Here is a 23,808-nt window from a genome sequence, read left to right as displayed (position 1 = left end):
AGTTCTATTGTACAAGAATTTCAGTATAATGAGAACCATGAATCGAGTATTTAAGTATGCCTTCTGGAAACTGAAGGGAACGAAGGTATATGCACTTGTCGGTAAAAGCGGTACCGGTAAAAGCTTCCGTTCCAAGTTGGTCGCCCAGAAATATCGTATAGATTTAATCATTGATGATGGTCTGCTCATCCGTGGCGATCGTATTCTTGCAGGGAAGTCCGCGAAGCGGGAGGAGAATGTCCTATCGGCTGTTCGTACCGCCGTATTCGATGATTTGGAACATCAGAAGCAGGTCAGCGATGCACTGGCGAAGGAAAAGTACCATAGGGTGCTGATCATCGGAACCAGTGAAAAAATGGTATATAAGATTGCTTCAAGACTCAATCTACCCCAGCCGGAGAAACTGTTTCGCATCGAGGATATTGCCACCAAGGAGCAGATTGAGACCGCAATGCGCATCCGTTACTCGGAAGGCAAGCACGTAATCCCGGTTCCCTCCATAGAAATCACCCGCAACTATCCGCAGATCGTCTACGATTCCATGCGAGTCTTTCAGAACAAGAAAGGCCGCAAGGTTCCCTTCAAACGGAGAAATGTAAGTTTTGAAAAAACCATCGTACGACCTGAATTCTCAAAGTACAGCAAAGTGACCGTCAGTGAAGCGGCCCTTACGCAAATGGTTGCCCATTGCCTGGACGAATTCGATTCGCAGATCAAGGTAAAGCGCGTACAGGTCCAGATAAAACCGGAAGGCTATGCCCTGACGGTCAAGCTCAGGGTGCCGATGCAACACCAAATCTCCACCACGCTGGGAGAACTGCAGGAGTACATCGCCGACAGCTTGGAAAAGTACGGGAGCATCTTTGTCTCCAGCGTCAACATAGAAATCGAGGAATGGGGCTAAAGGTCATGCACCTCAGCACTGGTCTGAGCTGCAGGCAGCTCGGAATGCGCCTGTGCACCTGCAATAGCCATCGGGCTCTTCTTCGGTCCCCGTTTTCTGGTTCTTCGCTTCTTCGCCCCTTCGGCTGACACCTCGCCCCTGGGCTTGCGCTGAGCGGCTGCTGCAGGCCTGCGACCGGGAATACGATTGGCAGGGCGCTGCACACGGACACAGTTGCGGGGAGTCTTGAATCCTCGCTCGCACAACAGTCGTTCGCTGGCAAGCTCAATATCATAGTTGGACGGAGTCATGGGGCTGATCAGCACCTTGATCTGCCTGAACGTCTCCTTGAAGCGCTGGTCGATTGTCAGCTGTTCATCGGTAAAGACGATCAAAGGATCAACGAGAGCCTTGATCATGTCTGCCAGCTGAACTTCAGCGCCTTTCCCCTGCTTTGCAAGCATTACCTGCTTGTCCATCTCCTTCAGGCTCGACTGCACCTGTGGATAACTGCTGTAAATGGAAAAGGCCGGCAGCATGAAAACCAGAAGCTTGTATCGCTTCAGCTCATTGAAAATATCACAACTGTGACCGCTGGCCAGTATCTTGTTCACCTCTTCGGTCAGCCGGCTTGTAGAAACCCGCGAAAGTTCATTCGAGTACTTGCGGATGGCCATTTTAATGCTCCAACGCAAGGTGAAACCGGTTGATACAGAGTACTTGATCGCCCGGATCATCCTGACCGGGTCCTCTTTGAAGGATTCATCCAAGTCAATAATTGAACTGATGCGTTTTTTCTTGAAATCCTCCATGGCATGGTTGAAATCCAGCAACTGGCCGCTGGTGGGGTCGTAATAGAAGCTGTTGATGGAGAAATCGCGGCGTTTTGCATCCTGATCGATGGAACCGAACACATTATTGTTCCCGTCCAAAGCCTCCTCACCGCTTCTGAAGGTGGAGACTTCCAAAACCTTGTCCTTGAAAACCAGATGCACCAGCTTGAAACGCTTTCCTATGATTCTGGCATTCCAGAACATTCGTTGGATCTGTCTTGGTGATGCACTGGTGGCAATATCAAAATCCTTGGGAGTGGTGCCGAGCATCATGTCCCGAACGGCACCACCGACCAAATAGGCCTCCGCACCGCTGGCTTGGAGTTTCTTGATCGCCCATAGGGCATCCTTGTCAAGCAGGCTGGCTTGGATCTTATGCTCGGGTTGCGTATAGATATTGGCAACAGGCAGGGTCTTTCCTAATTCGTCTTGTTTGTATCGTATCAGCATATTGCTCTCAAATGAAGTTGTATAGTGTGGAAAGAACCGCGTATTGCAGTGAACAAGCGATTCGTTATACACTCTTTGTACACCATCCACTCTAAAAACACAACAGGAGTATGAATCAATGAGCGACAAAACAAAGGCCGGAAGCATCATCGAACCGAGGGTTCTGAAAGGGTTCCGTGACTTCCTGCCCGCTATGGAAATCCCCAAAAAGGCGATTATCAGCAAACTGGAAACCCATTTCTCTTCCTATGGCTTTGTCCCCATTGATACACCGGTGTTGGAATATACCGAAGTGCTGCTCGGCAAGGGTGGTGGTGAGACAGATAAACAGATATTTCACTTCAAGGACAATGGAGAGCGTGATGTGGCTCTGCGTTTCGACCTCACCGTACCGTTCGCCCGCTTTCTCGCCCAACATCAAAGCGAACTCGCCCTACCCTTCAAGCGGTTTCATATAGACAAGGTATGGCGTGGCGAGAATCCCCAGAAAGGAAGATACAGGGAGTTCACCCAGTGCGACTTTGACATTGTAGGTGTCGATAATGCGGAGGCCGACTTTGAGATTCTCTCAATGATGGACAGCTCCTTCTCTGTCATGGGAGTCGAGAATTATCAGTTCTGCATCGCCCACAGGGGTCTGTTCAATGCCTTCCTCGCCCATTTGGACATACTGGACAAGAGCACCGAAATTCTCAGGACCGTGGACAAACTCAGGAAAATCGGCAAGGAAGAGGTAGCTTCCCAGCTTGCAGAGATTACCGGCAGCAGCGAAAAAGCGAACCAAATTCTTGCTTATATCCACAAGGAGAACGAGAACGAGAGTTTTTTGGAGACGCTTGACCGCTTGAGCTCCCTCGCCGGCAATGAAGAAGTTCACACGAAACGGATGAGGGCCATCCATGCCTATCTGATGAAGGCGGGTATAGCCGATCACTTCGTATTCGACCCGTCCATCACCCGAGGACTTGACTACTACACAGGCATTGTCTATGAAACCTTCCTCACGCAACTGCCGAACTTCGGTTCGGTATGCAGCGGAGGAAGGTACAACGACCTGGCAAGCCTGTATACGAAGGAGAACCTTCCCGGTGTTGGTTCTTCCATCGGACTCGACCGTCTTTTGGCTGCACTGGAGGAACTGGAAAGTCCCATCGTGCAGTCCACCAGTTCGGCCGATGTAGCCATTTTCAACACCGATATGGCTGGCTTCGCCTATTACGACCAACTTGCCAGGTCCCTGAGGAAGGCAGGCTTGAGAGTCTGCGTCCATCTCACGGACAAGAAGTTGGCAGCCCAGTACAAGTGGGCCGAGAACAATGCCATATCCTATGCCATTCTTGTAAGCAAGGAAGAGGAAGAGCAGAATCGGTTCACCCTGAGACATCTGGCAAACCGAGAAAACCATCCCAATCTGACGCTGCAAGAGGCGTTAACGATACTACAAAGGAAATAATTTGAAAGACATGAAACATTTGCCGGTGTATCTCCATCGGCAGGAAATCCTTGATGGACTTGCGAAGAACCAAGTCATCATAGTCGAAAGTCCAACCGGAAGCGGCAAGACTACGCAAATCCCCCTGATTCTTCACGAAGCAGGCTATGCAGACCAGTTGCAGGTCGGAATAACACAACCCAGACGCATTGCAACGCTCAGCGTCAGCGATTTCATCAAGCGCCAGGTCGGCAAGGACGACGGTTTTGTCGGCTACAAGATGCGTTTTGAAGACACTACTACATCCAACACCCGCATCAAGGTCATGACCGACGGCATTTTGCTCATGGAGTTGAAGGCCGACCCGTTGCTTCGTTCTTATTCAGTGATTCTGGTAGATGAAGCCCATGAGCGTTCGTTGAACATCGATTTCATTCTCGGCCTCTTGAAGGAAGTCATGGCACAACGCAAGGAGTTCAAGGTCATCATCTCCAGCGCAACGATCAATACAAAAGTATTCAGCGAATTCTTTGACAATGCCCCGATCGTCAGCATCGACGCCCGCATCTATCCCGTCCAGGTAATCTACAAGCCGTTGGAACGGGAGACGCTGGATTATCAGATCCAGGCCATCACCGGCATCGTCATGGCAGAGGCAAGAAAACATTCAGGCGACATCCTGGTGTTCATGAGCGGAGAGTTTGACATCACGACTTGTGTCAATGCACTGTATATGGCCGATCCCGATCATCTGCTTGAAATCTATCCCTTGTTCGGACGATTGAGCAAGGAGGAGCAGGAGTCGGTCTTCAATGAGACCGGAGCGGGCAAGACGAAGGTGGTTGTTGCAACCAATATTGCTGAAACCTCGGTTACCATCGACGGAATATCAACGGTCATCGACTGCGGCATTGCAAAAATCAACTTCTACAATCAGAAGGACTTCACCTCTTCCCTGGTTCCGCTGCCAACCAGCCGTTCGAGCTGCGAGCAACGCAAGGGACGTGCAGGACGTACGAAAGCGGGCGTCTGTTACCGCCTCTATAGCGAGGAGGATTACCAGAGCAGGCTCCCCTATGGAACCGAAGAAATCCTGAGAACCGACCTCAGCGAAGTCGTTTTGAGGATGAGCGACCTTTCCATCTACGACTACGAGCACTTTCCCTTCATCACCCGTCCCAAGCACAGTGCCATTGCCAGCGCCGAGGACACGCTTCGTTTCATCGGCGCCATCGACGAGTACCGCCGACTTACCTCGGTCGGATCATTGATGTGCCGCTTCCCCCTGCTGCCCCGCCATTCACGGGTGATTGTCGAGGCGATGATGAACCACCCCGAGGTTCTCGAGGAAGTGCTGATCGCTGTCTCCTTCCTCTCCACCAAGACTCCATTCCTGTTGATTCCCGGCGAGGAGGAGCAGAGTCGTGCTGCCCACAAGCGTTTCAACAACTCAGAATACGGCGACTTCGTCTCATATTTGAACATATATCGCCAATACACAGCGAACACCGGCAAGGAAGCAAAACAGAAGTTCTGCAAGCGCAGCTATCTCGATTTCCAAGGAATGCAGGAAATCGTCCATGTCAATGAACAGCTCGGAGAGATATGCTCGGACATCGGTTTTCCCATTTCCAGCGGAGGGACTGTGCGCGAATACCTGAGTTGCATCGCCAGCGGCTTGATGCAATATGTATGCATCAAGGCGAAAGGCAATATGTACAAAAGCCTGACTGCAGACCAGGTGTTCATTCACCCCGGAAGCGCATACTTCAAAACGCTTCCCCAATTCATCATCGCCGGCGAGATCGTTCAGACCAGCCGACTGTACGCCCGCAGCGTAAGTCCGCTGGAGAAGGCATGGCTGGATGACATCTCCAGCGAGCTCTATCCTCGGCTCACCGCCCTGGCCAAGGGTGAAAAACCTTCCCGCAAAGAGGAGCGCGAAGAGAAGAAGGGAAAAGCCGAGGAAAAGGGAAAGGCTACCATCACAGTCTACAAGCGCACCTACCCGACCTTGGTCATCGGAAAGAAGAAGCAGAAACTGGTGGCCGTCATCCCGCTCGAAGACCTCACCTACCTGGTACAGGCCAACGAGAAGGCCCCCAAGCGTCCCAAGAACTTCCCCGCAACCCTCATGCACCAGGGATTCTATATTCATTATGGTGATAAGTTCTTCTCTATTTTGGAATTGCAGGGTAAACTGAAGATCGATCAGGGTATATTGGACAATCCTCCGTCGGGAGTCTACACCATAGAGGATGCGTCGACCTTGGTAGACAACCTGATATGGTTGCTCGCATTCACCAAGAGCAAGAAAGAGCGCAAGCAGCTGCATTTCACGGCCTTGGAAGAGAGCGGCAACGGCAACTATCGATTCACTGCCGTTGAAGACTGTTTCGATGCCTTGGACACTTCGCTGTTCACCCTGCTTCAGCTCGCCGACTCTTTGGAGGCGGCAGGTCAAAAAAACCTTGCCAAGCGGGTGGACAAGGTCTATGGAACACTATTGAAGTTGGTCGAATGACCTAGAATATCGGTTTTGCAATGACGAGGTGCTGGATCAAAGGCATCTCAAGCGGACGGAGCACACCCTTTCCCTGTCCTTCCAAAAGGACAAACAGGACTTTGCCGTCCGCTTTTTTCTTGTCCTTGAGCAGATGGTCTCGGAACTCAATCCAATCGCCGCGTCCGATTCGATGTTCGATATCGTAGCCATAGCTCTTGAACAGCTTGGTCGCACCGATAGCATAAGCCTTGTCGGTGACCTGCATGGCGATGCCGGCTTCCAATGCCCGGCAGGTTCCCCACGCAACGGCCGCCCCGTGACTCCAGGAACCAAAGTGCGAGGAGGATTCCAAGGCATGAGCAAAGGTGTGCCCGAGATTGAGCATCTGCCTGATACCTTTCGTTTCGGTTGGATCCTGCTCGATGTACCATTTCTTTACTTCCAACGAAAGCTCCACCAACGTCGCCAAGGTTTTAGGTTCCCGGCTGAGAATCTCATTTTTCTTGACCAACAGAAACTTGTACAACTCCTCATCCTGGCTGAGCAAGGCATGCTTGATCACTTCAGCCAGACCGTTGAGGAACTCCTTGTCGCTGAGCGTTCTCAGCGTATCGATGCAAATGAGGACCTCGCCTGCGGGATAGAAGGAGCCGACCATGTTCTTCATGCCGCGAAAATCGACTGCGGTCTTGCCCCCTACTGCAGCATCGACCATGGCAAGCAGCGTGGTCGGTACGAGGGTAAGCCTGCAGCCGCGCATGTATACCGATGCGGCAAAGGCGGAGAGGTCGCAGACCACTCCACCACCGAAACCGATGATCCGACCATCACGAGCCAACCCTTCGTCGAGACAGGTTGAAAGAATACGCTCCAGCGAGGATAGATGCTTCGAACTCTCGCCGCTTTCCAGTACTACATGGGCGGGAGGAAGTTGCTTGAACAGCTTGGCCGTATTGGTATCGAACACCCACATGACTGCGCGGCCATACCCTCCGAGATGGTTGGCTAGATCCTTCAAGTCATCTGCAAGCAAAATATCAGTAGTTTTCCCTTGGTCGAGTACGGCTGTCGTCAGTTTCTTCATAGCCTTGTTATACCCTAGAGCAAGGGGTTAAGACAAGGACCATTTATGAAGCCGTGCTTGCAAAAATCCTTGCATTGTCGCACAATGTGGGCCATGCACGAGATACGATATTTTGACAATGCAGCCACCACCAGCATAAGCGCAGCCGCACTGGATGCTTATACGAAGGCGGTTGAGCATTATAGAGGCAATCCATCATCCCTTCATCAGGAAGGAAGAGAAGCCAAAGCCTTCCTTCAGCAGACCAGGGAAGATATCGCAGGCCTGCTTGGCGTGGATGCAGCCGCCCTTACCTTCACCAGCGGGGCCACCGAGGCAAATGCCATCATCCTCAGCAGTCTGATCTGGAAGGAACGCAAGGGCCAGGTCATCCTCAGCGGCATTGAGCACCCTTCGGTCTCCGAGTATTCCAGGCTGCTCAAGCAATTGGGATGGAAGGTGACTGTTCTTCCGGCCCCCAGGGGTTTTGTACAGAAAGAGGATTTGCAACGGGCCTTGAGCAGTGAAACACGGATGGTGAGCATCATGCTGGTCAACAATGTCACCGGCTCGATTCAGGATGTCGGTGGTTTAGTCGAGGTTGTCCGTACCTTTGAAGCAGGGCATAACAACCGCAAGATCCATTTCCACACCGATGCGACCCAGGCCTTGGGCAAAATCAGGTTCGACTTGAAAAGCATGGGTGTGGATAGTGCCGCCTTCAGTGCACACAAGCTTCACGGACCCCGAGGCGTCGGAATGCTGTACAACACCAACGCCGGTATAGAGAGCCTCTCCCGCGGAGGCGCCCAGGAACAGGGACTGCGACCGGGGACGGAGAACCTGGGCGGAATAGCAGCTATGCATCAAGCCATCAAGGAGGCCTTCAGCAACCTGGAGGAAAATTTTGAGCAAGTGAGTTCACTGAATAGGTATCTGAGGGATCGGCTCACATTCCTGCCCGTCCTCTCCCCGCCGGAGAACTGCTCTCCCTACATTCTCACCCTATCCCATCCAACCCTTCCCAGCGAAGTGTTCACCCGCCTTCTCTTCGACCAGGGATTCTGCGTTTCCAGCGGATCCGCCTGCTCGAACAACGCCAAGCAGAAATCACAAGGGGTGCTGTCTGCCATGGCTTTTTCGCCACAGCTTGCAAAGAACAGCATCCGCATCTCATTGTCGAAGGATACGACGGAACATGACGCCGAGGCCTTGGCACTAACCATCACACACCTTAATTTGGAGCACGCATGAACGACTCTACCCTGTATTTAGTCAGATTGGGAGAAATCTCCCTCAAAGGATTGAACCGCGATTTTTTCGAGAAGCGACTCAAGAACAACATCAAGAGCAAACTCAAGGGATACCGTACCCAGGTTTCTAAACAGAAAGGCCGGATTTTCTTCGAAATCGAGAACAGTTGCCCCAGGGAAACCGTCGAAATGGCCTTCAGCACCACCTTCGGTGTTGTCGGGTACTCTCGATGCCTCCGTTGCGCAAAGGACATCGAGGTAATCAAGGAGACGGCACGAGTTTTGTTGCAGGACGAACCCTTTTCCAAAGGGGTGGGAACCTTCAAGTCGATCACCAAGCGGGCGGACAAGAATTTTGAACTTAACAGCTACCAGATAGACTGCATCCTCGGGGAGGTGGTACACAGTGAATACCCCGATCTTACCGTCGATGTGAAGAATCCCGATATGACGATCAATTGCGAGATACGGGACAAGGCATACCTCTTCACTTCTGCAAAGAGCGGCCCTGGAGGACTACCCGTCACTACAGCGGGCAAGGGCATGCTCCTGCTCTCAGGGGGAATAGACAGCCCGGTGGCCGCCTACCGAATGGCCCAACGCGGATTGAAAATGGAGTGCATCTATTTTCATGCCTACCCGTATACCAGTGAATTGGCCTTGGAGAAGGTAAAGACGCTGGCTTCCCTGATCGCCCCCTATCTACAGGGAACACGACTGCATGTCGTACACTTCACCGAGGCTCAGCTTTGGATCAAGCAACACAGCCAAGAAGATGAGACCACCTTGATGTTCCGAGCTGCCATGATGAAGGTTGCCAACGCCATTTCCGTACAACAGGAGGCAATGTGCATCGTCACAGGGGAAGCTCTCAGCCAGGTAGCCAGCCAAACGCTGGAAAGCATGTCCTTCACCGACAGCATGAGCGAGCAGCTGGTGCTCAGACCTTTGGTCGGCATGGACAAGCAGGAGATCATGAATCTGGCGAAGAAAATCGGAACCTACGAGACTTCCATCCTTCCTTACGAGGATTGTTGTGTTATTTTCAGTCCCAGACACCCGTTGGTGCGTCCTGACAAGGAGATAGAGACACAACATTATGTACAGATGGAAATCGAGCCGTTATTGGAGCAGGCAATTAAAACTGCCCAGGTGTTTGACTTTGGACCCGATGGGAAACTGCGTATTCAGACAAATTGACATATAGTGTCTAAAACGGGAGAAGGCTCACTGTACCAACTCCTTAAAATTACGTATGGTTTGTGTATTCGGAGGCTTCTCGGTGAAAATCGGCTTGGATGTTGGCTCCACTACCATGAAATGTGTCGTGCTCGATGAACAGCTGAACCTTGTTCATCACGAGTACCGCAGACACTATTCACAAATCCCCCAAACCGCTGTCCAAATGCTTACTCCACTGCTTGAGAGCCTTGGACAGACAAAGGTCTGTCTTTCGCTTTCAGGTTCAGCAGGGATGGGGCTTTCCCAACAGCTGAACCTCCCGTTCGTCCAGGAAGTCTATGCCACCCGTATCGCCATCCAGCACTACCTTCCTTCCACCGACGTAGTAATCGAACTCGGTGGGGAGGATGCAAAAATCCTGTTTTTAGGAAAGAACATGGAGGTGAGGATGAATGGTACGTGCGCTGGCGGTACCGGTTCATTCATCGACCAGATGGCCAGCCTGCTACATGTCGACCAAGACCAAATGGATGTGCTGGCTCATCAGGCAAAACAGAGCTATACCATTGCTTCGCGTTGTGGTGTCTTTGCAAAAAGTGATGTCCAACCACTTATAAACCAAGGAGCAGACAAGGCCGACATAGCTCTCTCGGTTCTCCAATCGGTGGTAAACCAGACCATAGCAGGGCTTGCCCAAGGCCGTCCAATTACCGGACAGGTGGTGTACCTTGGCGGACCTCTGACCTTCCTTTCCTCACTGCGCAAGGCGTTCGACGAAACGTTGAACCTCCAGGGAATCTGTCCGGAAAACTCCCTGTACTTTGTGGCCTTGGGAACAGCCTTGGCCAAGGAAGAAACTTCTTTTTCGCTTTCGGACCTGGTCTATCAGCTTGAGCATTATCGTGCAGACAAGGCGTTCACCTCCATTCCGGCGCTCTTCGACGACCAAGAACAGTGGCAGGCATTCAGTGCCCGCCACCAGAAGGCAAAGCTTCAAAAAGCGGACCCGCACAGCTACAAAGGCCAAGCCTTCCTTGGAGTGGATGCCGGTTCAACCACGGTGAAAGCATGCATCATCGATACCGAAGGCCGGCTTCTGTACAGCCGCTATCAACAGAACAACGGTAACCCGGTACAAGCGGTGAAAGAGTTTCTGACCAGCTTCCTCACAACCTATCCCGATATTCAGCTGGTGAAATCCTGCAGTACAGGCTACGGAGAACTCTTGATTAAAAACGCCTTTGATTTCGAATATTCACTGGTTGAGACGATGGCACACTACAAAAGTGCACATACCTTTCTGCCTGAGGTGGACTTCATCATCGACATAGGCGGTCAGGACATCAAATGCTTCAAGATCGTGGACGGAGTAATCGACGACATCTTCCTGAACGAGGCGTGCTCGTCCGGATGCGGTTCGTTCCTGCAGACCTTCTCCAATGCTCTTGGATACTCATCCCAGCAGGCGGCACAGCTTGCCCTGAAAGCGAGGAATCCCGTCGACCTCGGCAGTCGGTGTACGGTTTTCATGAACAGCTCGGTCAAGCAGGCTCAGAAGGATGGGGCCAGCGTTGCAGACATTTTTGCAGGGCTCGCCATCAGTGTGGTGAAGAATGCGCTGTACAAGGTTATCCGGACGACGGACCCATCCCTGTTGGGAAGACACATCGTTGTGCAGGGGGGCACCTTTCTCAACGACGCAGTGCTTCGTTCCTTTGAAATGGAACTCGGAAGCGAAGTCATCCGAGTCGATGAGGCGGGACTGATGGGAGCCTATGGTTGCGCACTGCATGCAAAACAGCAGCACGATAAAGACCATAAGGCTACGACCACCCTCTCACTTGCCAAGCTCTCCTCATTCTCCCACCGAACGCGTACCGTCCACTGTAAGGGATGCACCAACGCCTGTCTGCTTACCATCAACAGCTTCGACTCGGATCGAAAGCTGATCAGCGGGAACAAGTGCGACCGCATCGTACGACCCGACAGCTTTGTCAGCAATCCGGAATTGCTCAACCTTTATGCCTTCAAACAGCAATACCTGGCCGGCCTTGCAAGCGAAAGAAATAAACGTGGAAGGATCGGCCTTCCTTTGCAGCTCTCCTACTACGAACAGCTGCCCTTCTGGCATGCATGCCTCTCCAGTCTGGGCTTCGAGGTTGTAGTATCCGAGCCATCCACCAGACAGACCTACCTCAGGGGGCAATCGACGATCAGCAGCGACACCATCTGTTATCCGGCGAAGTTGATGCACGGACATATCCAACAGTTGATAGATGCAGGTGTTGAGACCGTATTCTACCCTTGCTCGAGCTATAATCTCAAGGAGGAAAAGGGCGACAACCACTTCAACTGTCCTGTTGTCGCCTACTACCCCGAGGTGCTCAGACACAATATGCCGGCCCTTCTTGAGCAGAAGGTGCTTTTCATCAGCGACTACCTGAGTCTTGCCGATGAGCGTTTTTTGCCATTGCGCCTGCATGAAATTCTCTCCAAGCATTTCATTCTTGACAAGAAGGAAGTGAGGCTGGCATGCAAACTCGGTTACGAGGCGCTGAAGAAGTATCAGAAGGCTGTGAGGGCGCAAAGCCTTATCATCATCAATGAGGCGAGAAAGCGTGGATGGCCGATCATGGTGCTTGCAGGACGGCCCTACCATGTCGATGGTGAAGTCAACCACGGCATCGACAGCCTGCTGCTGCAGTGCAACTGTGCAGTGCTCAGCGAGGATGGAATCAGTCATTTGGTACCCAAACAAAAGCGTACGGTGCTCAACCAATGGACCTATCATGCAAGGATGTATGATGCCGCCCGGTATGTGACGACCCAGGCCGATATGCAGATCATCCAACTGGTTTCCTTCGGCTGCGGACTCGATGCAGTCACCAGTGATGAGATCAGGGACATCCTCAGGCAGACGAAAAAAATCTACACCCAGATAAAAATCGATGAGATTGCAAACCTTGGAGCGGTGAAAATCAGGATCCGCAGCCTGCTTGCAGCAATCGGGGAGACGGGCTGCCAATGAGTACCGTATTCACCAAAGCAATGAAAAAGGATTATACCATCCTCATACCCAACATGTCGCCGGTTCATTTCAACATCGCCAAGGAGGTCTTTGCCAATCACGGTTACAAGGTCGTCCTGCTTGAGAACCAGGGGCCGAACGTCATCCGCGAAGGCCTCAGATATGTACACAATGACATCTGCTATCCAGCCCAGCTCGTCATCGGCCAACTCATCGACGCGGTCAAGCACGGCAATTTCGACACAAACAAGATTGCTTTGGTCATCACCCAGACCGGAGGGGGCTGCAGGGCGAGCAACTACCTGTTTTTGCTGCGCAAGGCGCTGCAAAAGTGTCAACTCTCCCACATCCCGGTAATCAGCTTGAACCTCAAGGGGATGGAGAAGAATCCCGGCTTCAAGCTCACCTTTTTCATGCTGTTGCAGGCGTACAGCGCATTTGTCTACGGAGACCTGCTGATGGCCCTTTCCAATCAGGTACGACCGTACGAAGTGAACAAGGGCGAAGCCGATGCCCTGGTCAAAACCTGGACAAGTTACCTCAGCGAGCGATTCGCCCATAACAGGGGCTATATCGGGTATGCAATGAAACGCAATCTCAATGAGATTTGCAAGCAGTTTGCCGCAATTGAGGTCAGGAAAGAGACCAAGATCAAAGTCGGTATTGTCGGCGAAATCTATATGAAATACTCGCCATTGGGCAATAACAACCTCCAGGCGTATCTCGAAGGACAGGGATGCGAGGTCATGGTACCATCCATGATGGGATTTCTCTATTATGGGGCGGACAATGCCATCATCGACAGGAGCTACTATGGAGGACGCAGGATCAGCAGCATCATCACCCAGCTTGTGCTCAAGCAACTCTTCAAGGTCGAGAACATGGCACGCGAGGCAATGCAGAAATCCGGCAGGTTTACCGTGCCCATTCCCTATACCGAAATGAAGCAACTCAATGACGGCCTGATCGACTACGGGGTGAAGATGGGAGAAGGCTGGCTTTTGACCGCCGAGATGCTCGATTTGGTGCATGCAGGCTACACCAATATCGTCTGCACCCAACCCTTTGGCTGCCTTCCCAACCATATTTGTGCAAAAGGCATGATCAGGGCGGTCACTGAACGTGCCCCTGAAGCGAACATAGTACCCATCGATTACGACCCATCCGCAACCCATGTCAATCAGGAGAATCGCATCAAACTCATGCTTTCCATCGCAAAAGAGAACCTTGATGGCAGAAAAAGTGGAGAATAGGGCTATCTCCTACTATTCTACTTCCATTTCTTTGGTTACATTAATGCTATGAGAATAGAACGCATTGAACATCCACAAGACCTATCACAGCTTGTAGAGCAGGACATTGTCCAACTCTCGGTGCAAAAAGCAGGTACTCTTTGCATCGCTCTTCCTGGGGGAAGAAGTGCACAGTACATCGTCAAAGGGTTGCTCTCTGTTGACAAGGACATCCAGAAACGAATTCGTCTGTATCTGGTCGACGAGCGGCTTGAAGGCGAGCATAATCTGGACACGCTTGTGCAAGCCGGCCTGACGGATGCCTTTGCCCTGTCCCAGCTTTCCATTCCCGTTCCGGGAGAAGAGCTACCGCCTTCCCTCTTTGATAGGGTATACTTGGGTGTAGGTGAAGACGGCCATATTGCATCACTGTTCCCCGGCTCCTGGCCCGAACAGGAGAAGGTTCAGGTCAAAGTCATAGACCGGAGTCCAAAACCGCCGAACAGGCGGGCCACGTTCACCTTTTACGGATTTTCGACACTTGCGGCGCAGTCAAGGATAGTCATGTTGTTTTTCGGAGAGGGAAAGCGGGATGCTCTTGCAAGGCTTCTCGGTGGGAAAGAGCAAGCTGACACGCTTCCCTGCGCATTCTTCAGGGACAAGCGGTTTTCGACCCTGATCATTACAGACTTGAAGGAGTAAGAAGGCCATGAAACGAATCATCATCCAATACGGCGGTACCGGAGACCTTGCTCTGAAAAAACTGTACCCCGCCTATCAGAACCTCATGGAAAAGCAGTACTCATTCTCCGTCCTGGCACTTGGACGACGTTATACCACCCGTGAGGAATTTCTCCTGAATTCCGTATCTCCTTCTGCACCAGCGTCCTTTACAGACAACCTCGACTACCTGTACTACGACATGGCTGATACTGATGCAGTATCAATTCTCACGAAGAAGCTGAGGAGCATGATCGAGGGAAGTGATGAAGTGGAGTTCATCTACTATCTGGCTCTGCAGCCTTCTCTGTATGAGGATGCGATTCACCAGATCAAGGCGATTGATGCAAGTCTTGACTGCTACTGTACGCTCACCAAGAAAATCGTAGTGGAGAAACCCTTCGGTTTCGACTTGGAAAGCGCACTCCGTTACAATGAAATTCTTGAAAAAGCATTCACGGACAAGGAAATATTCCGTGTAGACCACTACCTTGGCAAGGAGTTCATGCAGAATTTACTGCTCATGCGTTTTCACAACGACATCATCCGCAGAATCTGGGATAATCGCACCATTGAATCGATTCAGATTATTTTTGATGAAACACACGGGGTTGACCAGCGCCTGGGCTTTTATGAAAAAATCGGCGTAGTACGTGATACCATCCAGAACCACATCATGCAGATTGTCACCTACCTTACCATGAGTGAGCCGGCCAGCCTCTCCCCGGAGGACATTTCAGTGGAGAAGGAAAAAGTGCTGCGCTCCATCTCCCCCGTCAGGGAGTTTCATATGGGAAGGTATGAGTCGCTTGGGGTTAACAGCGGACATGTGGTGCAGACCCCCACTTATGCAGCACTGAAGCTGTTTGTCAACACCTATTACTTTGCCGACATCCCCATCTATGTACGCACAGGCAAGATGCAGAAGGAAGCCAAGTCACTGATCTACATTAAGTTCAAGAACACCACCAAGGAGGTGATGCACGACCAAAGCATCGCAGAGAACGGAGTGATCATCACCATCCATCCTGAACTTACCATCGATATCAGCATGAATTTGAAGATGCCGAACACCAGTTGGAAGTCAAAACCGGTTCGGTTCCGATTCAATCAGAGCGAGACCTTTGGAGCAAACACACCCGAAGCCTATGAGCAGATAGTCCAAAAGATCCTGATCGCCGACAAGAGCCTCTTTCCCACCATGAAGGAAATCACCGAGTCCTGGAGAATTGTGGAACCGATGCTTGAAAGCGACTTGGTGGGTGAAGTCTATCCGATCAGGACCCTGCCTCGTTTTGCCAGCCAGCTTGCCAAGGACAACCATTTCACCTGGTTTGATGAAACCCAGATTGCAAAGCCTTGACAGCTTCAGCTATCGATCGCCCCAGTCCCTGATCGGAGGCGAGGACTTCGAAACGCAGCAGGTTGTCCTCGCTTTGGCTCAGTCGCTGGAATACTTGGAACCAGGATGCGCTCAGCGTCGCCCCTTCATCAAGACCATAGCGGTAGAGGGTCGCTCCGAGACTGTTGCCCCGGCTGTCATGCGACACCGCCTTTGCACCCTTTGACAGCAAATAAAGCTGAACCTTCTCAAGGAAGGCCGAACGGTCTTGCTCATCCGTAATAGAGACCGACCATTCACGTTCGCGGTAAAAGGCATCCTGCAAGGCTCGGGCCGTCTCAAACAGAGAGGGATTCTTCTTGTATGCCTTGAGAATCAACAGCGTATAGAAGAGTGTGTTCTCCGAGGCGTACCGGGTGCCGTCCATCCCCTTGAGTTGATAATAGTAGTGCGCCGACTCCTCGGCTGCGCACAGGAGGAAGTCCGTCCGACTGCTGTTCATGCGTTGCTTGACCGCAGAATGCCCAGGTTGTACAATAGCGACCTTATACCCCCTTCTCCGCATTTCAAAAAGCAACGGTGGGGAGGCTTTCACATCGAACAGGAAGGTGGGTTCGCACCCGTCCTTGTTTAGATTGACAAGTTCATCGGCAATGCTGAGCAATACCAAGGAAGGAGAGAGTTGCCGTCCTTTGTACAATACGTCCATGCGGTCCCCATCCCCGTCATAGGCGAAAAACAAGGGCAGCGGTTTGACAGCAAGGAAGGCCTTTGCATCCTGCATGCTTGCTTCAATGCCCGGGTTGGGATCACCTTGGGGAAAATTGCCGTTGGGAATCAGGTGGAGTGCCGAGTAGTGAACACCAAGTTCTCCAAGAGCCCGCCCTATCGCACATCCTGCGCTCCCATGCTGGAAGTCACAACCGACCGACAGGCCGCTGACATCACGAGAGCCGACATTTGCAAGCTCCGCCGAATACGTGATGAACGCACCGAGCGTGTCCAACATATGGACGCTGCCCTGCCTGCCGATTTCGTTGATAGGCTCATTCGCTTCGTAGAGCTGCTGTATCAGCTCAAGACCTCCTGCAGGACCATGACCCATGCTTATCACCTGCAGATTCGGTCCTACAAGTTTCATACCCAGATATGATGCGGGATTATGACTTGCCGTCACCATGACAGCGGCTGCATCGATGTGGGAAAGACAGGCATAATAGAACTGGCATGTTCCTATGGGGTTCGGTTCCAGAAGCACTTCAAGCCCGGCTTTGCAGAACACTGAAAGAAGCTGTTGCTGTAATTCAGCTCCTCCAAGTCTTGCATCACGGGCAAGAACGACCCTCATTACCTTGAGGGTATGAATGAAATAGAGGGCCAGAGCAGCACCGAGGCGCTCACCTTCAGTGCCTGCAAAGGCCTCTCGCTTTCCCCGGATATCATGTGCTCTGAACAATGTATATCGCCCGTTCATGCCCGAAAAAGGGTTCCCTGCCCTACATTCTTGCCGCTTTCCTTGTCGAAGAGGTTGAACACCCCATGACCGAAGGAGAGTCCTACGCTCTTGCCCACCTCGAAATCGATGTCCCCGAACACTACGGAATGGAGACGGATGTCGTCCATCGAAAGGGCGATGATGGTTTCCATGCCAGAGGGAAGCGAGCTCAGAACCTCCGCCTCGGCGTCGGCCTTCATCTGCGTGACTGCAATATGCTCCGGTCTCAATCCCAGAACGATGGCCTGCCCCTGACGAACGGCGATGTTCGTTTTCGGTTGGAAAACCAGGCGGACCGTATTGGTGAGCTTGAGTACAATGGGCTTTTCCTGGTCCACCAACCCATCGACGAGGTTGATGTTCGGAGAACCGACGAAGTCGGCGGTGAAGGTGTTCGCAGGTTTCCGATACACTTCCAAAGGCGGTGCATACTGCTGCATATACCCGTTCTTCATGAGGCAGACCATGCTCGAGAGCGTCATGGCCTCAAGCTGGTCGTGGGTGACGTAGACGAAGGTCGAGTCGGTTTCCCGGTGCAGGCGCTTGAGCTCGGAGCGCATCTCCATGCGCAGCTTTGCATCGAGATTGGACAGCGGTTCATCCATGAACAATACCTTCGGCCCGGTTGCCAGCGTCCTGGCGATGGCAACGCGCTGCTGCTGGCCTCCGCTGAGCTCGGAGGGATAGCGGCCGGCAAATTCGCTGATCTTGAGCATGGCAAGCAGCTCTTCCACCCTTGTCTTGATTGCTTCCTTGGACCATTTCAGATTCTCCAGTCCGAATGCGATGTTCTTGTAAACGGTCATGTGCGGCCACAGTGCATAGTTCTGGAACAGAAATCCCACGTCGCGTTTGTCCGGTGGGACATCGATGCCGTCCTCACTGGAAAACACCACCTTGTCGTTGATGGTGATGATCCCTTCGGTGGGCGTCTCAAGACCGGCGATCATCCTGAGGGTGGTGGTCTTGCCGCACCCTGAAGGTCCGAGCAGCGTGACAAAGGAGCGGTCTTCGATAACCATATTCAAATCATCAACGGCAACGAACTTCCCGAACTTCTTGGTGATATGTTTCAATTCAATTCTTGGCATGGGTGACTCCTCTTAGTTGTTGCCGATTCCCTTGTCGATCGAGGCACCGGTAAGTTTGTTGATCAACAGGTTGAATCCTACGACGATGACGACGATCATCAGGTTGATGGCGTTGGCATACTGGTTCCACCCCTTTTCGTTGTACTGGAACAACAAGGTGGTAAGAATCCTGGTGGACGGTGAAACGAGCAGGATGAACAGCGAAAGCTCACGCATGCAGCTGATGAACGGCAGCAGGTAGCCGCTGATGAACGTGGTTTTCTGGATGGGGAAAATAATCCTGGTCATCCGCTTGAACCAGCCGACACCCATGATCGTTCCCGCTTCCTCGATTTCACCGGAGAGCTGCAGCATTGCATTGATGCCGCTGCGCGATGCGAAAGGAAGGTACTTGACCGCTCCTACGATGACAAGAAGCCAGAATGAACCATACATGGCGGGAATCAAGCCTCTGCGTACGGCGAACATCGAAAGGAAAATGGCACCGAATGCCATTGAGGGCATGAGGTACGGGAAGAAGGTAAGGTTGTTCACCCAAGTGGAGAGTTTGGAGCCTCTGCGCTTTGCGATGGCGTAGCCGCTGAGCATGCCCACCGTTCCTGCAATCAGGCTGATGATGATTGATAGCTTGAGGCTGTTGGTCAAGCCGAGCCAGATGGATGGATTGCGAAGGATTCCCGGTTCGCTGTTTGCAATGTCCGCCCTTCCCTTTCCAATCCAGAACTCGGAGGTGAAGTTGGAGAAGGAGTAATCACCGGGTGCCATAATGAAGGATTCAATCGCAAAGGAAACAAGCGGAAGGATGGCGATCATCATCAGGATGGTAATCAAGATCACGGTAAGCGGAGTGCGCGCTTTTCTTAAATTGAAGAGGCTGATGTTGGAGCTCTTGCCGGTGATGGTGGTATAGCTCTTGCGTCGACCGGTGATCCATTGGTTGAGCATCAAAATGCCGACTCCGATGACAATCATCACCAAAGCCATGATATACCCGTAACCGGGATTCATTCCGTTGAGGGTTCGGTACATCTGCGTCGTCAACACCTGGTAACGCACCGGACTGCCCAGAAAAGCCGGAACGGCGAAGGCACTCATCGTGGAGGAGAAGACTAAAAGGAAGGTGGACAGCAGGGCCGGTCTCACTATGGGTAATGTTACTTTCATCATGATCTGCATCCGATTGGCATGCAGCAGCATGGCTGCTTCCTCAAGGTTGGCATCCATGTTTCTCAGAATTCCGCCGATGAGGATGTATGCGAATGGTGCATAGTGCAACCCCTGAACTACAACGATGGGGAAAAGGCCGTATGCAAACCAGTTGGGAGTCTCCAACCCGGTGAATACGGTGAATAGACCGGGGGCGCCCCCGATTCGTGAGTTGCGAAAGAAATTGAGCCAAGCCATGGCCAGAGTCCATGCCGGCATGATGTAGGGAAACACAAACACGGTGGAGATGAAGGCCTTGGCCCTGATGTTTGTCCTGGTTACGGTCCAAGCAAAGAAACCACCGATGATGATGGCAAGGACACAAGAGAGAAAAGCAACCACCATGGTGTTTACAAACGGCTCATAGAACGTCTTCTGACTGGTAATCCCGCTGGCGAACATTTTGGTCCAGTGATAGAGCGTCAGCGAGCCAACAGGCTTTTTCACGAAACGGGCTTCACTGGAATGGACCGTAACGGTATCAAGTATGATGGTCAAAAGCGGTACGAGGGTCAGATACCCCAGCACCACGAGCAGCACCACCAGAATGATGTTATGAGGCTTCTTGAAAAAAGCCTTTATTTGATTGAGTTTGCTTTTGGCACTCATGTGTATGTTCCTTTTCAACAAGCCTGCAGGAAAACCTGCAGGCTCCTAGCAAATACAGTGGTACGACTAATAAATATACTGATTGAGGAACTCTTCCACCTCTGCACGGTTGTCGAAGCAGTAGGCGCCCTCTTCTTCAACCAGAAGCGGCATCCATACCTCGAAGGGGAAGTCGATGTCTTCCTGAATCGGGTTGTTGGGATTGGCACTGTAGGTTCCACAGTCGGATCCCCAAGGAGCAAATCCTTCCTCGGTGAACAGATACTCGATGAACAGCTTTGCTGCATGGGGGTTCTTGGCACTCTTGGCCATCAAGGCATAGAGGCTGTAGTAGAAACCTGCAAACGGCTCCATTTCCATGGCCGGCTTGAGTGCGAGATTCTTGCTGGTTGCATAGCGTGCCTTGGAGAATACGAACAGGCCCACCGGGGGATTCTCACGCTTTTCATTCTGTCCCTTGATACCGACATTCTCGGCAATCGTGGTATCGCTCGTACCTACGATCAGGTCGTTCTCGTAGATGGCCTTGATCCATTCAAACCCGGCATTGGGGGTGGTAAGAACAATATCCTTACCGAAGTAGGACTTGTAGGCGTCGGCAATTTTCTTCGACCAGTAGTCATTGGTGATCATGGTCAGGAAGTTGGCGTTAACACCCTCTTGGAACGGATTCTTGAACTGAAGGAGACTCTTGTACTTGGGATCAGCGAATTGCCAGATGTTGTAGTACGGGCTCTTGTCCAGTCCTTCATCGTTGTAGATGAACACCTTGTTGATGGCGAAAGCCTGTAAAGGATTCTGCATGGAAGCAGGAATTACATTCTTGAGCGTCGGCGGTACATAGTTGTACAGGTAACCGGGCTCGATAAGCTCCCCGACGAGTCTTCCAGCATCCTGGGCAAGTACGAAGTCAGCTCCGCTGACGCCTGCCTGTGCCTCCTTGGCAACCTTCTCGATCAACTCAAAATCCTTCAGGTTTGAACTCTCAACCTGGATGCCGTAGAGTTTGGTAAACCCTTCGGCTGCCTTGGCGATACGGCTGGTGGTTGCATAGACAACGACCTTTCCTTCAGCCTTGGCCCGCGAGACCAACTCATCGTGAGTGAGTTCCTCAATAACAGGAGCAGGAGCGGCAACAGGTGCTTCCTTCGAGCCGGTGGCGAACAAAGCAATCGGCAGGAGGGCTGCAATGAGAACCAATGCGAGCAGTTTTTTCATAAAGACTCCTTTGGGCGGGAGCACACCTGTCTCCCCACCTACAACCACTATAGCATCAGACTCGACGGCGGCAAATGAAAGGTTCTTGTGGTTTTTACCATCAGTTTTAGCTGGAATACAATATAGCCACCAAAAAAGAGACAACTCTTTTCTGATGGCTATATTTTCACTCTATGGAACCGATTAGATCAGCACGTGCATTTTTTCCTTGATCGCATGCAGGTTGTCGTTTCCAATCTGATTTGCTTTGCGCGTACCCTCGATGATCAAATCCCTGACTTCAGAGCGGTGGGCCTCATAGTAGGCTCTCCTCTCGCGAATGGGATCGAGCATGGCATTGAGCACTTCATTGAGGCGCTTCTTGCAGGCGACACATCCAATCAGGCCATTTCGGCATCGATATGCGATATCATCTGACTCCTCTGGATTGAACACACAGTGATACTTGTAGACGTTGCATATTTCCGGATGCCCTGGAGTCTTCGCGGTGATTCTTGCAGGATCGGTAACAGCATTACGCACCCGCTCCCACACTGTTTCGGGGGTATCGGAAAGATAGATTGCATTGCCAAGGCTCTTACCCATTTTTGCATTGCCGTCGAGGCCTGACAACCTTCCCACAGCGCTGAGCTTCGCCTCGGGTTCAACAATCGACGTGCCGTACATATCATTGAACTTGCGAACTATCTTTCTTGCGAGCTCTATATGCGGGACCTGGTCCTCACCAACCGGAACAAGGTGCGCATTGCAGAATGTGATATCGGCAGTCTGGCTTACCGGATACCCGAGAAAACCATAGGTAAGGTCGGCATAGCCGTAGTTCTTCGCCTCCGTCTTGATCGTTGGATTGTGCCTGAGCTGGTTGACCGTCACAATCATGGAGTAAAAAACCGTCAACTCCGCAATCGAGGTGACCTGACTTTGCTGTACCAAGGTAACCTTTGCAGGATCGAGTCCTACTGCAAGGTTATCCATTGCAACATCATAGATGCTGCTGTTGATAAGCTCGGGATGCTCAAAATGAGTCGTGAGCGCCTGCACATCTGCCAGAAGGATGAAGGTATCGTAACTGTCCTGCAATTCCACCCTGCTTTTCAACGAACCGACATAGTGTCCCAAGTGCAAGCGGCCGGTTGTTCGGTCTCCGGTTAGAATTCGTTTCTTGGTTTGTTCCACGAGGCTCACTCCTTCTCTTGTGGTTCCTGGACAGGAATCGACGAAGAGGGAATGTTGACCCGCGTCATGGTATGCTCCATGTTACAGGAAGGGCAGACGGCTGGAGCCTCATGTTTGTCCAAAGACTGGACCAGTTCAACTCGTGCTTTGCAAAGCTGGCACTCGTACTCATAAGAAGGCATTGTATGTATCTCCTCTATGGCTTAAAGCATGCCGCCCAGACTTTGTCTGAGAGCTTGCATCTGCTCTTCGCCCAATTCCATTTGTTTGATCGTCACCCGATCATCCTCTATTAGAAACATCTTCATCAAGTCTGCGATCGTATAGGGAATCTTCTCCCGCTTCAATCTGGCAAGGTATGCAGTACGTACCATCTGAGACAACGTCGAGGCAAGCCTTGTCGTATCCATGGTGATATATGCATCCAAAAAATACGAACCCGTCTCATCCGAATTAATCAAAAGCAGCATCAGCTTTGCCTGTCTGATCACGGTATCAGGCAATCCGAGTCCTAAATCAAAGAAGGTTTCGGGATGCAGAGAGTACACTGCAATCGATGATTGGGCCATCTGCATCGCCGTCTGGTCATCAATCAGCCGGTTCTTCACTGCAAAGCTCGCATAACTCTGTTCATACGAGTCATTGGTGAAGAGCAGCTTGTCATTCTTTGGAGTATACAGCGAGACAGGCCCGTTCTTCTGGCTGAACCAGATAAGGCCGTCGCTGTTGCCCTTGCGTTCCAACTCCTTGGCATACATCATGCCGGTATTTATGAGAAACTTCGGATAGTCCCCTTCCACCACCCCATAAGCCGAGAGGGAATCAGGTTCCAAGGGATAGGCATCGGATGTAGGTCTCAAGGAGAGCGATACCCGTCTGGAACGGCGGGCAAACTCCTCGAGGTCAGAGAAGGCAGTTAGAATGAGTTCAGGCTCCTTGCGGGCATCGACGGTCACTACAATCACATTCTCTTCTCCCATCGATTGGAAGTCATAATAGGGCCTCCCCTTATCTGCCACCGTAGCGCAGGAGGAGAGGATCAAGACCACCAAAACGAAAGCCGATGCAATTTTGCAGAATCTAATCATG

18 protein-coding genes are annotated in these 23,808 nt (G+C 51.7%); 9 read left to right on the top strand and 9 right to left on the bottom strand.

Annotated elements, in window-relative coordinates:
* The first annotated feature begins 28 nt into the window (after positions 1-28).
* A complete protein-coding gene (locus MUG09_RS07425) occupies positions 29-904 on the top strand; it encodes a hypothetical protein (protein WP_244775019.1) in 876 nt (291 codons plus the stop codon).
* Here the strand turns inward: MUG09_RS07425 and MUG09_RS07420 are convergent.
* Positions 901-2,166, bottom strand: a complete 1,266-nt coding sequence (locus MUG09_RS07420; protein ID WP_244775017.1) for a tRNA nucleotidyltransferase/poly(A) polymerase-related protein — start codon at positions 2,164-2,166, stop codon at positions 901-903. The two genes, MUG09_RS07425 and MUG09_RS07420, sit on opposite strands and share 4 nt — an antisense overlap.
* A gap of 118 nt (positions 2,167-2,284) precedes the next feature.
* On the opposite strand from MUG09_RS07420, the gene hisS reads away from it, so the two are divergent.
* A complete protein-coding gene (gene hisS / locus MUG09_RS07415; RefSeq protein WP_244775015.1) occupies positions 2,285-3,619 on the top strand; it encodes a histidine--tRNA ligase in 1,335 nt (444 codons plus the stop codon).
* 10 nt (positions 3,620-3,629) lie between these two features.
* On the top strand, positions 3,630-6,122 hold the full coding sequence (locus MUG09_RS07410) for an oligonucleotide/oligosaccharide-binding fold domain-containing protein (protein WP_244775012.1): 2,493 nt from the start codon (positions 3,630-3,632) through the stop codon (positions 6,120-6,122).
* 1 nt (position 6,123) lies between these two features.
* Here MUG09_RS07410 and MUG09_RS07405 read toward each other — a convergent pair whose 3' ends face one another.
* Positions 6,124-7,188 carry a 3-dehydroquinate synthase gene (locus tag MUG09_RS07405; RefSeq protein ID WP_244775010.1) on the bottom strand — a complete coding sequence of 355 codons (1,065 nt, stop codon included), beginning with the start codon at positions 7,186-7,188 and terminating at the stop codon, positions 6,124-6,126.
* A 93-nt stretch (positions 7,189-7,281) separates the two neighbouring features.
* Between MUG09_RS07405 and MUG09_RS07400 the strand changes: the two genes are divergently transcribed.
* The 6 genes from MUG09_RS07400 to MUG09_RS07380 all read left to right on the top strand — a co-directional run bounded on the left by MUG09_RS07400 (position 7,282) and on the right by MUG09_RS07380 (position 15,945).
* Positions 7,282-8,421 (top strand): cysteine desulfurase family protein, encoded by a 1,140-nt coding sequence (locus MUG09_RS07400; RefSeq protein ID WP_244775008.1) that lies wholly within the window; start codon positions 7,282-7,284, stop codon positions 8,419-8,421.
* Complete coding sequence (thiI, locus tag MUG09_RS07395; protein ID WP_244775006.1) at positions 8,418-9,620, top strand: tRNA uracil 4-sulfurtransferase ThiI; 1,203 nt, start codon at positions 8,418-8,420, stop codon at positions 9,618-9,620. The genes MUG09_RS07400 and thiI overlap by 4 nt, the downstream gene beginning before the upstream one ends.
* An 82-nt stretch (positions 9,621-9,702) precedes the next feature.
* Complete coding sequence (locus tag MUG09_RS07390) at positions 9,703-12,630, top strand: acyl-CoA dehydratase activase-related protein (RefSeq protein ID WP_280529395.1); 2,928 nt, start codon at positions 9,703-9,705, stop codon at positions 12,628-12,630.
* On the top strand, positions 12,627-13,883 hold the full coding sequence (locus MUG09_RS16535; RefSeq protein ID WP_280529394.1) for a 2-hydroxyacyl-CoA dehydratase: 1,257 nt from the start codon (positions 12,627-12,629) through the stop codon (positions 13,881-13,883). The genes MUG09_RS07390 and MUG09_RS16535 overlap by 4 nt, the downstream gene beginning before the upstream one ends.
* Before the next feature lie 48 nt (positions 13,884-13,931).
* Positions 13,932-14,564: a 6-phosphogluconolactonase gene (locus MUG09_RS07385; RefSeq protein ID WP_244775003.1), complete on the top strand. Its 633-nt coding sequence runs from the start codon at positions 13,932-13,934 to the stop codon at positions 14,562-14,564.
* A 7-nt stretch (positions 14,565-14,571) separates the two neighbouring features.
* On the top strand, positions 14,572-15,945 hold the full coding sequence (locus MUG09_RS07380) for a glucose-6-phosphate dehydrogenase (protein ID WP_244775001.1): 1,374 nt from the start codon (positions 14,572-14,574) through the stop codon (positions 15,943-15,945).
* Here the strand turns inward: MUG09_RS07380 and MUG09_RS07375 are convergent.
* The 7 genes from MUG09_RS07375 to MUG09_RS07345 form a co-directional block, all read right to left on the bottom strand.
* Positions 15,908-17,398 (bottom strand): phosphohexomutase domain-containing protein, encoded by a 1,491-nt coding sequence (locus MUG09_RS07375; RefSeq protein ID WP_244774999.1) that lies wholly within the window; start codon positions 17,396-17,398, stop codon positions 15,908-15,910. The two genes, MUG09_RS07380 and MUG09_RS07375, sit on opposite strands and share 38 nt — an antisense overlap.
* Positions 17,395-18,510 (bottom strand): ABC transporter ATP-binding protein, encoded by a 1,116-nt coding sequence (locus tag MUG09_RS07370; protein ID WP_244774998.1) that lies wholly within the window; start codon positions 18,508-18,510, stop codon positions 17,395-17,397. Before MUG09_RS07370 ends, MUG09_RS07375 begins: the two co-directional genes overlap by 4 nt.
* A gap of 12 nt (positions 18,511-18,522) precedes the next feature.
* Positions 18,523-20,325 carry an ABC transporter permease gene (locus tag MUG09_RS07365; RefSeq protein WP_244774997.1) on the bottom strand — a complete coding sequence of 601 codons (1,803 nt, stop codon included), beginning with the start codon at positions 20,323-20,325 and terminating at the stop codon, positions 18,523-18,525.
* Positions 20,326-20,391: 66 nt separating this feature from the next.
* Positions 20,392-21,543, bottom strand: a complete 1,152-nt coding sequence (locus MUG09_RS07360; RefSeq protein WP_244774996.1) for an ABC transporter substrate-binding protein — start codon at positions 21,541-21,543, stop codon at positions 20,392-20,394.
* A 183-nt stretch (positions 21,544-21,726) separates the two neighbouring features.
* A complete protein-coding gene (gene trpS / locus MUG09_RS07355) occupies positions 21,727-22,719 on the bottom strand; it encodes a tryptophan--tRNA ligase (protein WP_244774995.1) in 993 nt (330 codons plus the stop codon).
* A gap of 5 nt (positions 22,720-22,724) precedes the next feature.
* Positions 22,725-22,901, bottom strand: a complete 177-nt coding sequence (locus tag MUG09_RS07350) for an FmdB family zinc ribbon protein (RefSeq protein ID WP_244774994.1) — start codon at positions 22,899-22,901, stop codon at positions 22,725-22,727.
* A 21-nt stretch (positions 22,902-22,922) separates the two neighbouring features.
* On the bottom strand, positions 22,923-23,807 hold the full coding sequence (locus MUG09_RS07345; protein ID WP_244774993.1) for a hypothetical protein: 885 nt from the start codon (positions 23,805-23,807) through the stop codon (positions 22,923-22,925).
* Position 23,808: the final 1 nt, after the last annotated feature.

Source organism: Sphaerochaeta associata, from assembly GCF_022869165.1.
GTDB classification, from domain to species: Bacteria; Spirochaetota; Spirochaetia; order Sphaerochaetales; family Sphaerochaetaceae; genus Sphaerochaeta; species Sphaerochaeta associata.
The sequence above is the reverse complement of the archived record's forward strand: the minus strand, read 5'-3'. Positions and strand labels throughout refer to the sequence as shown.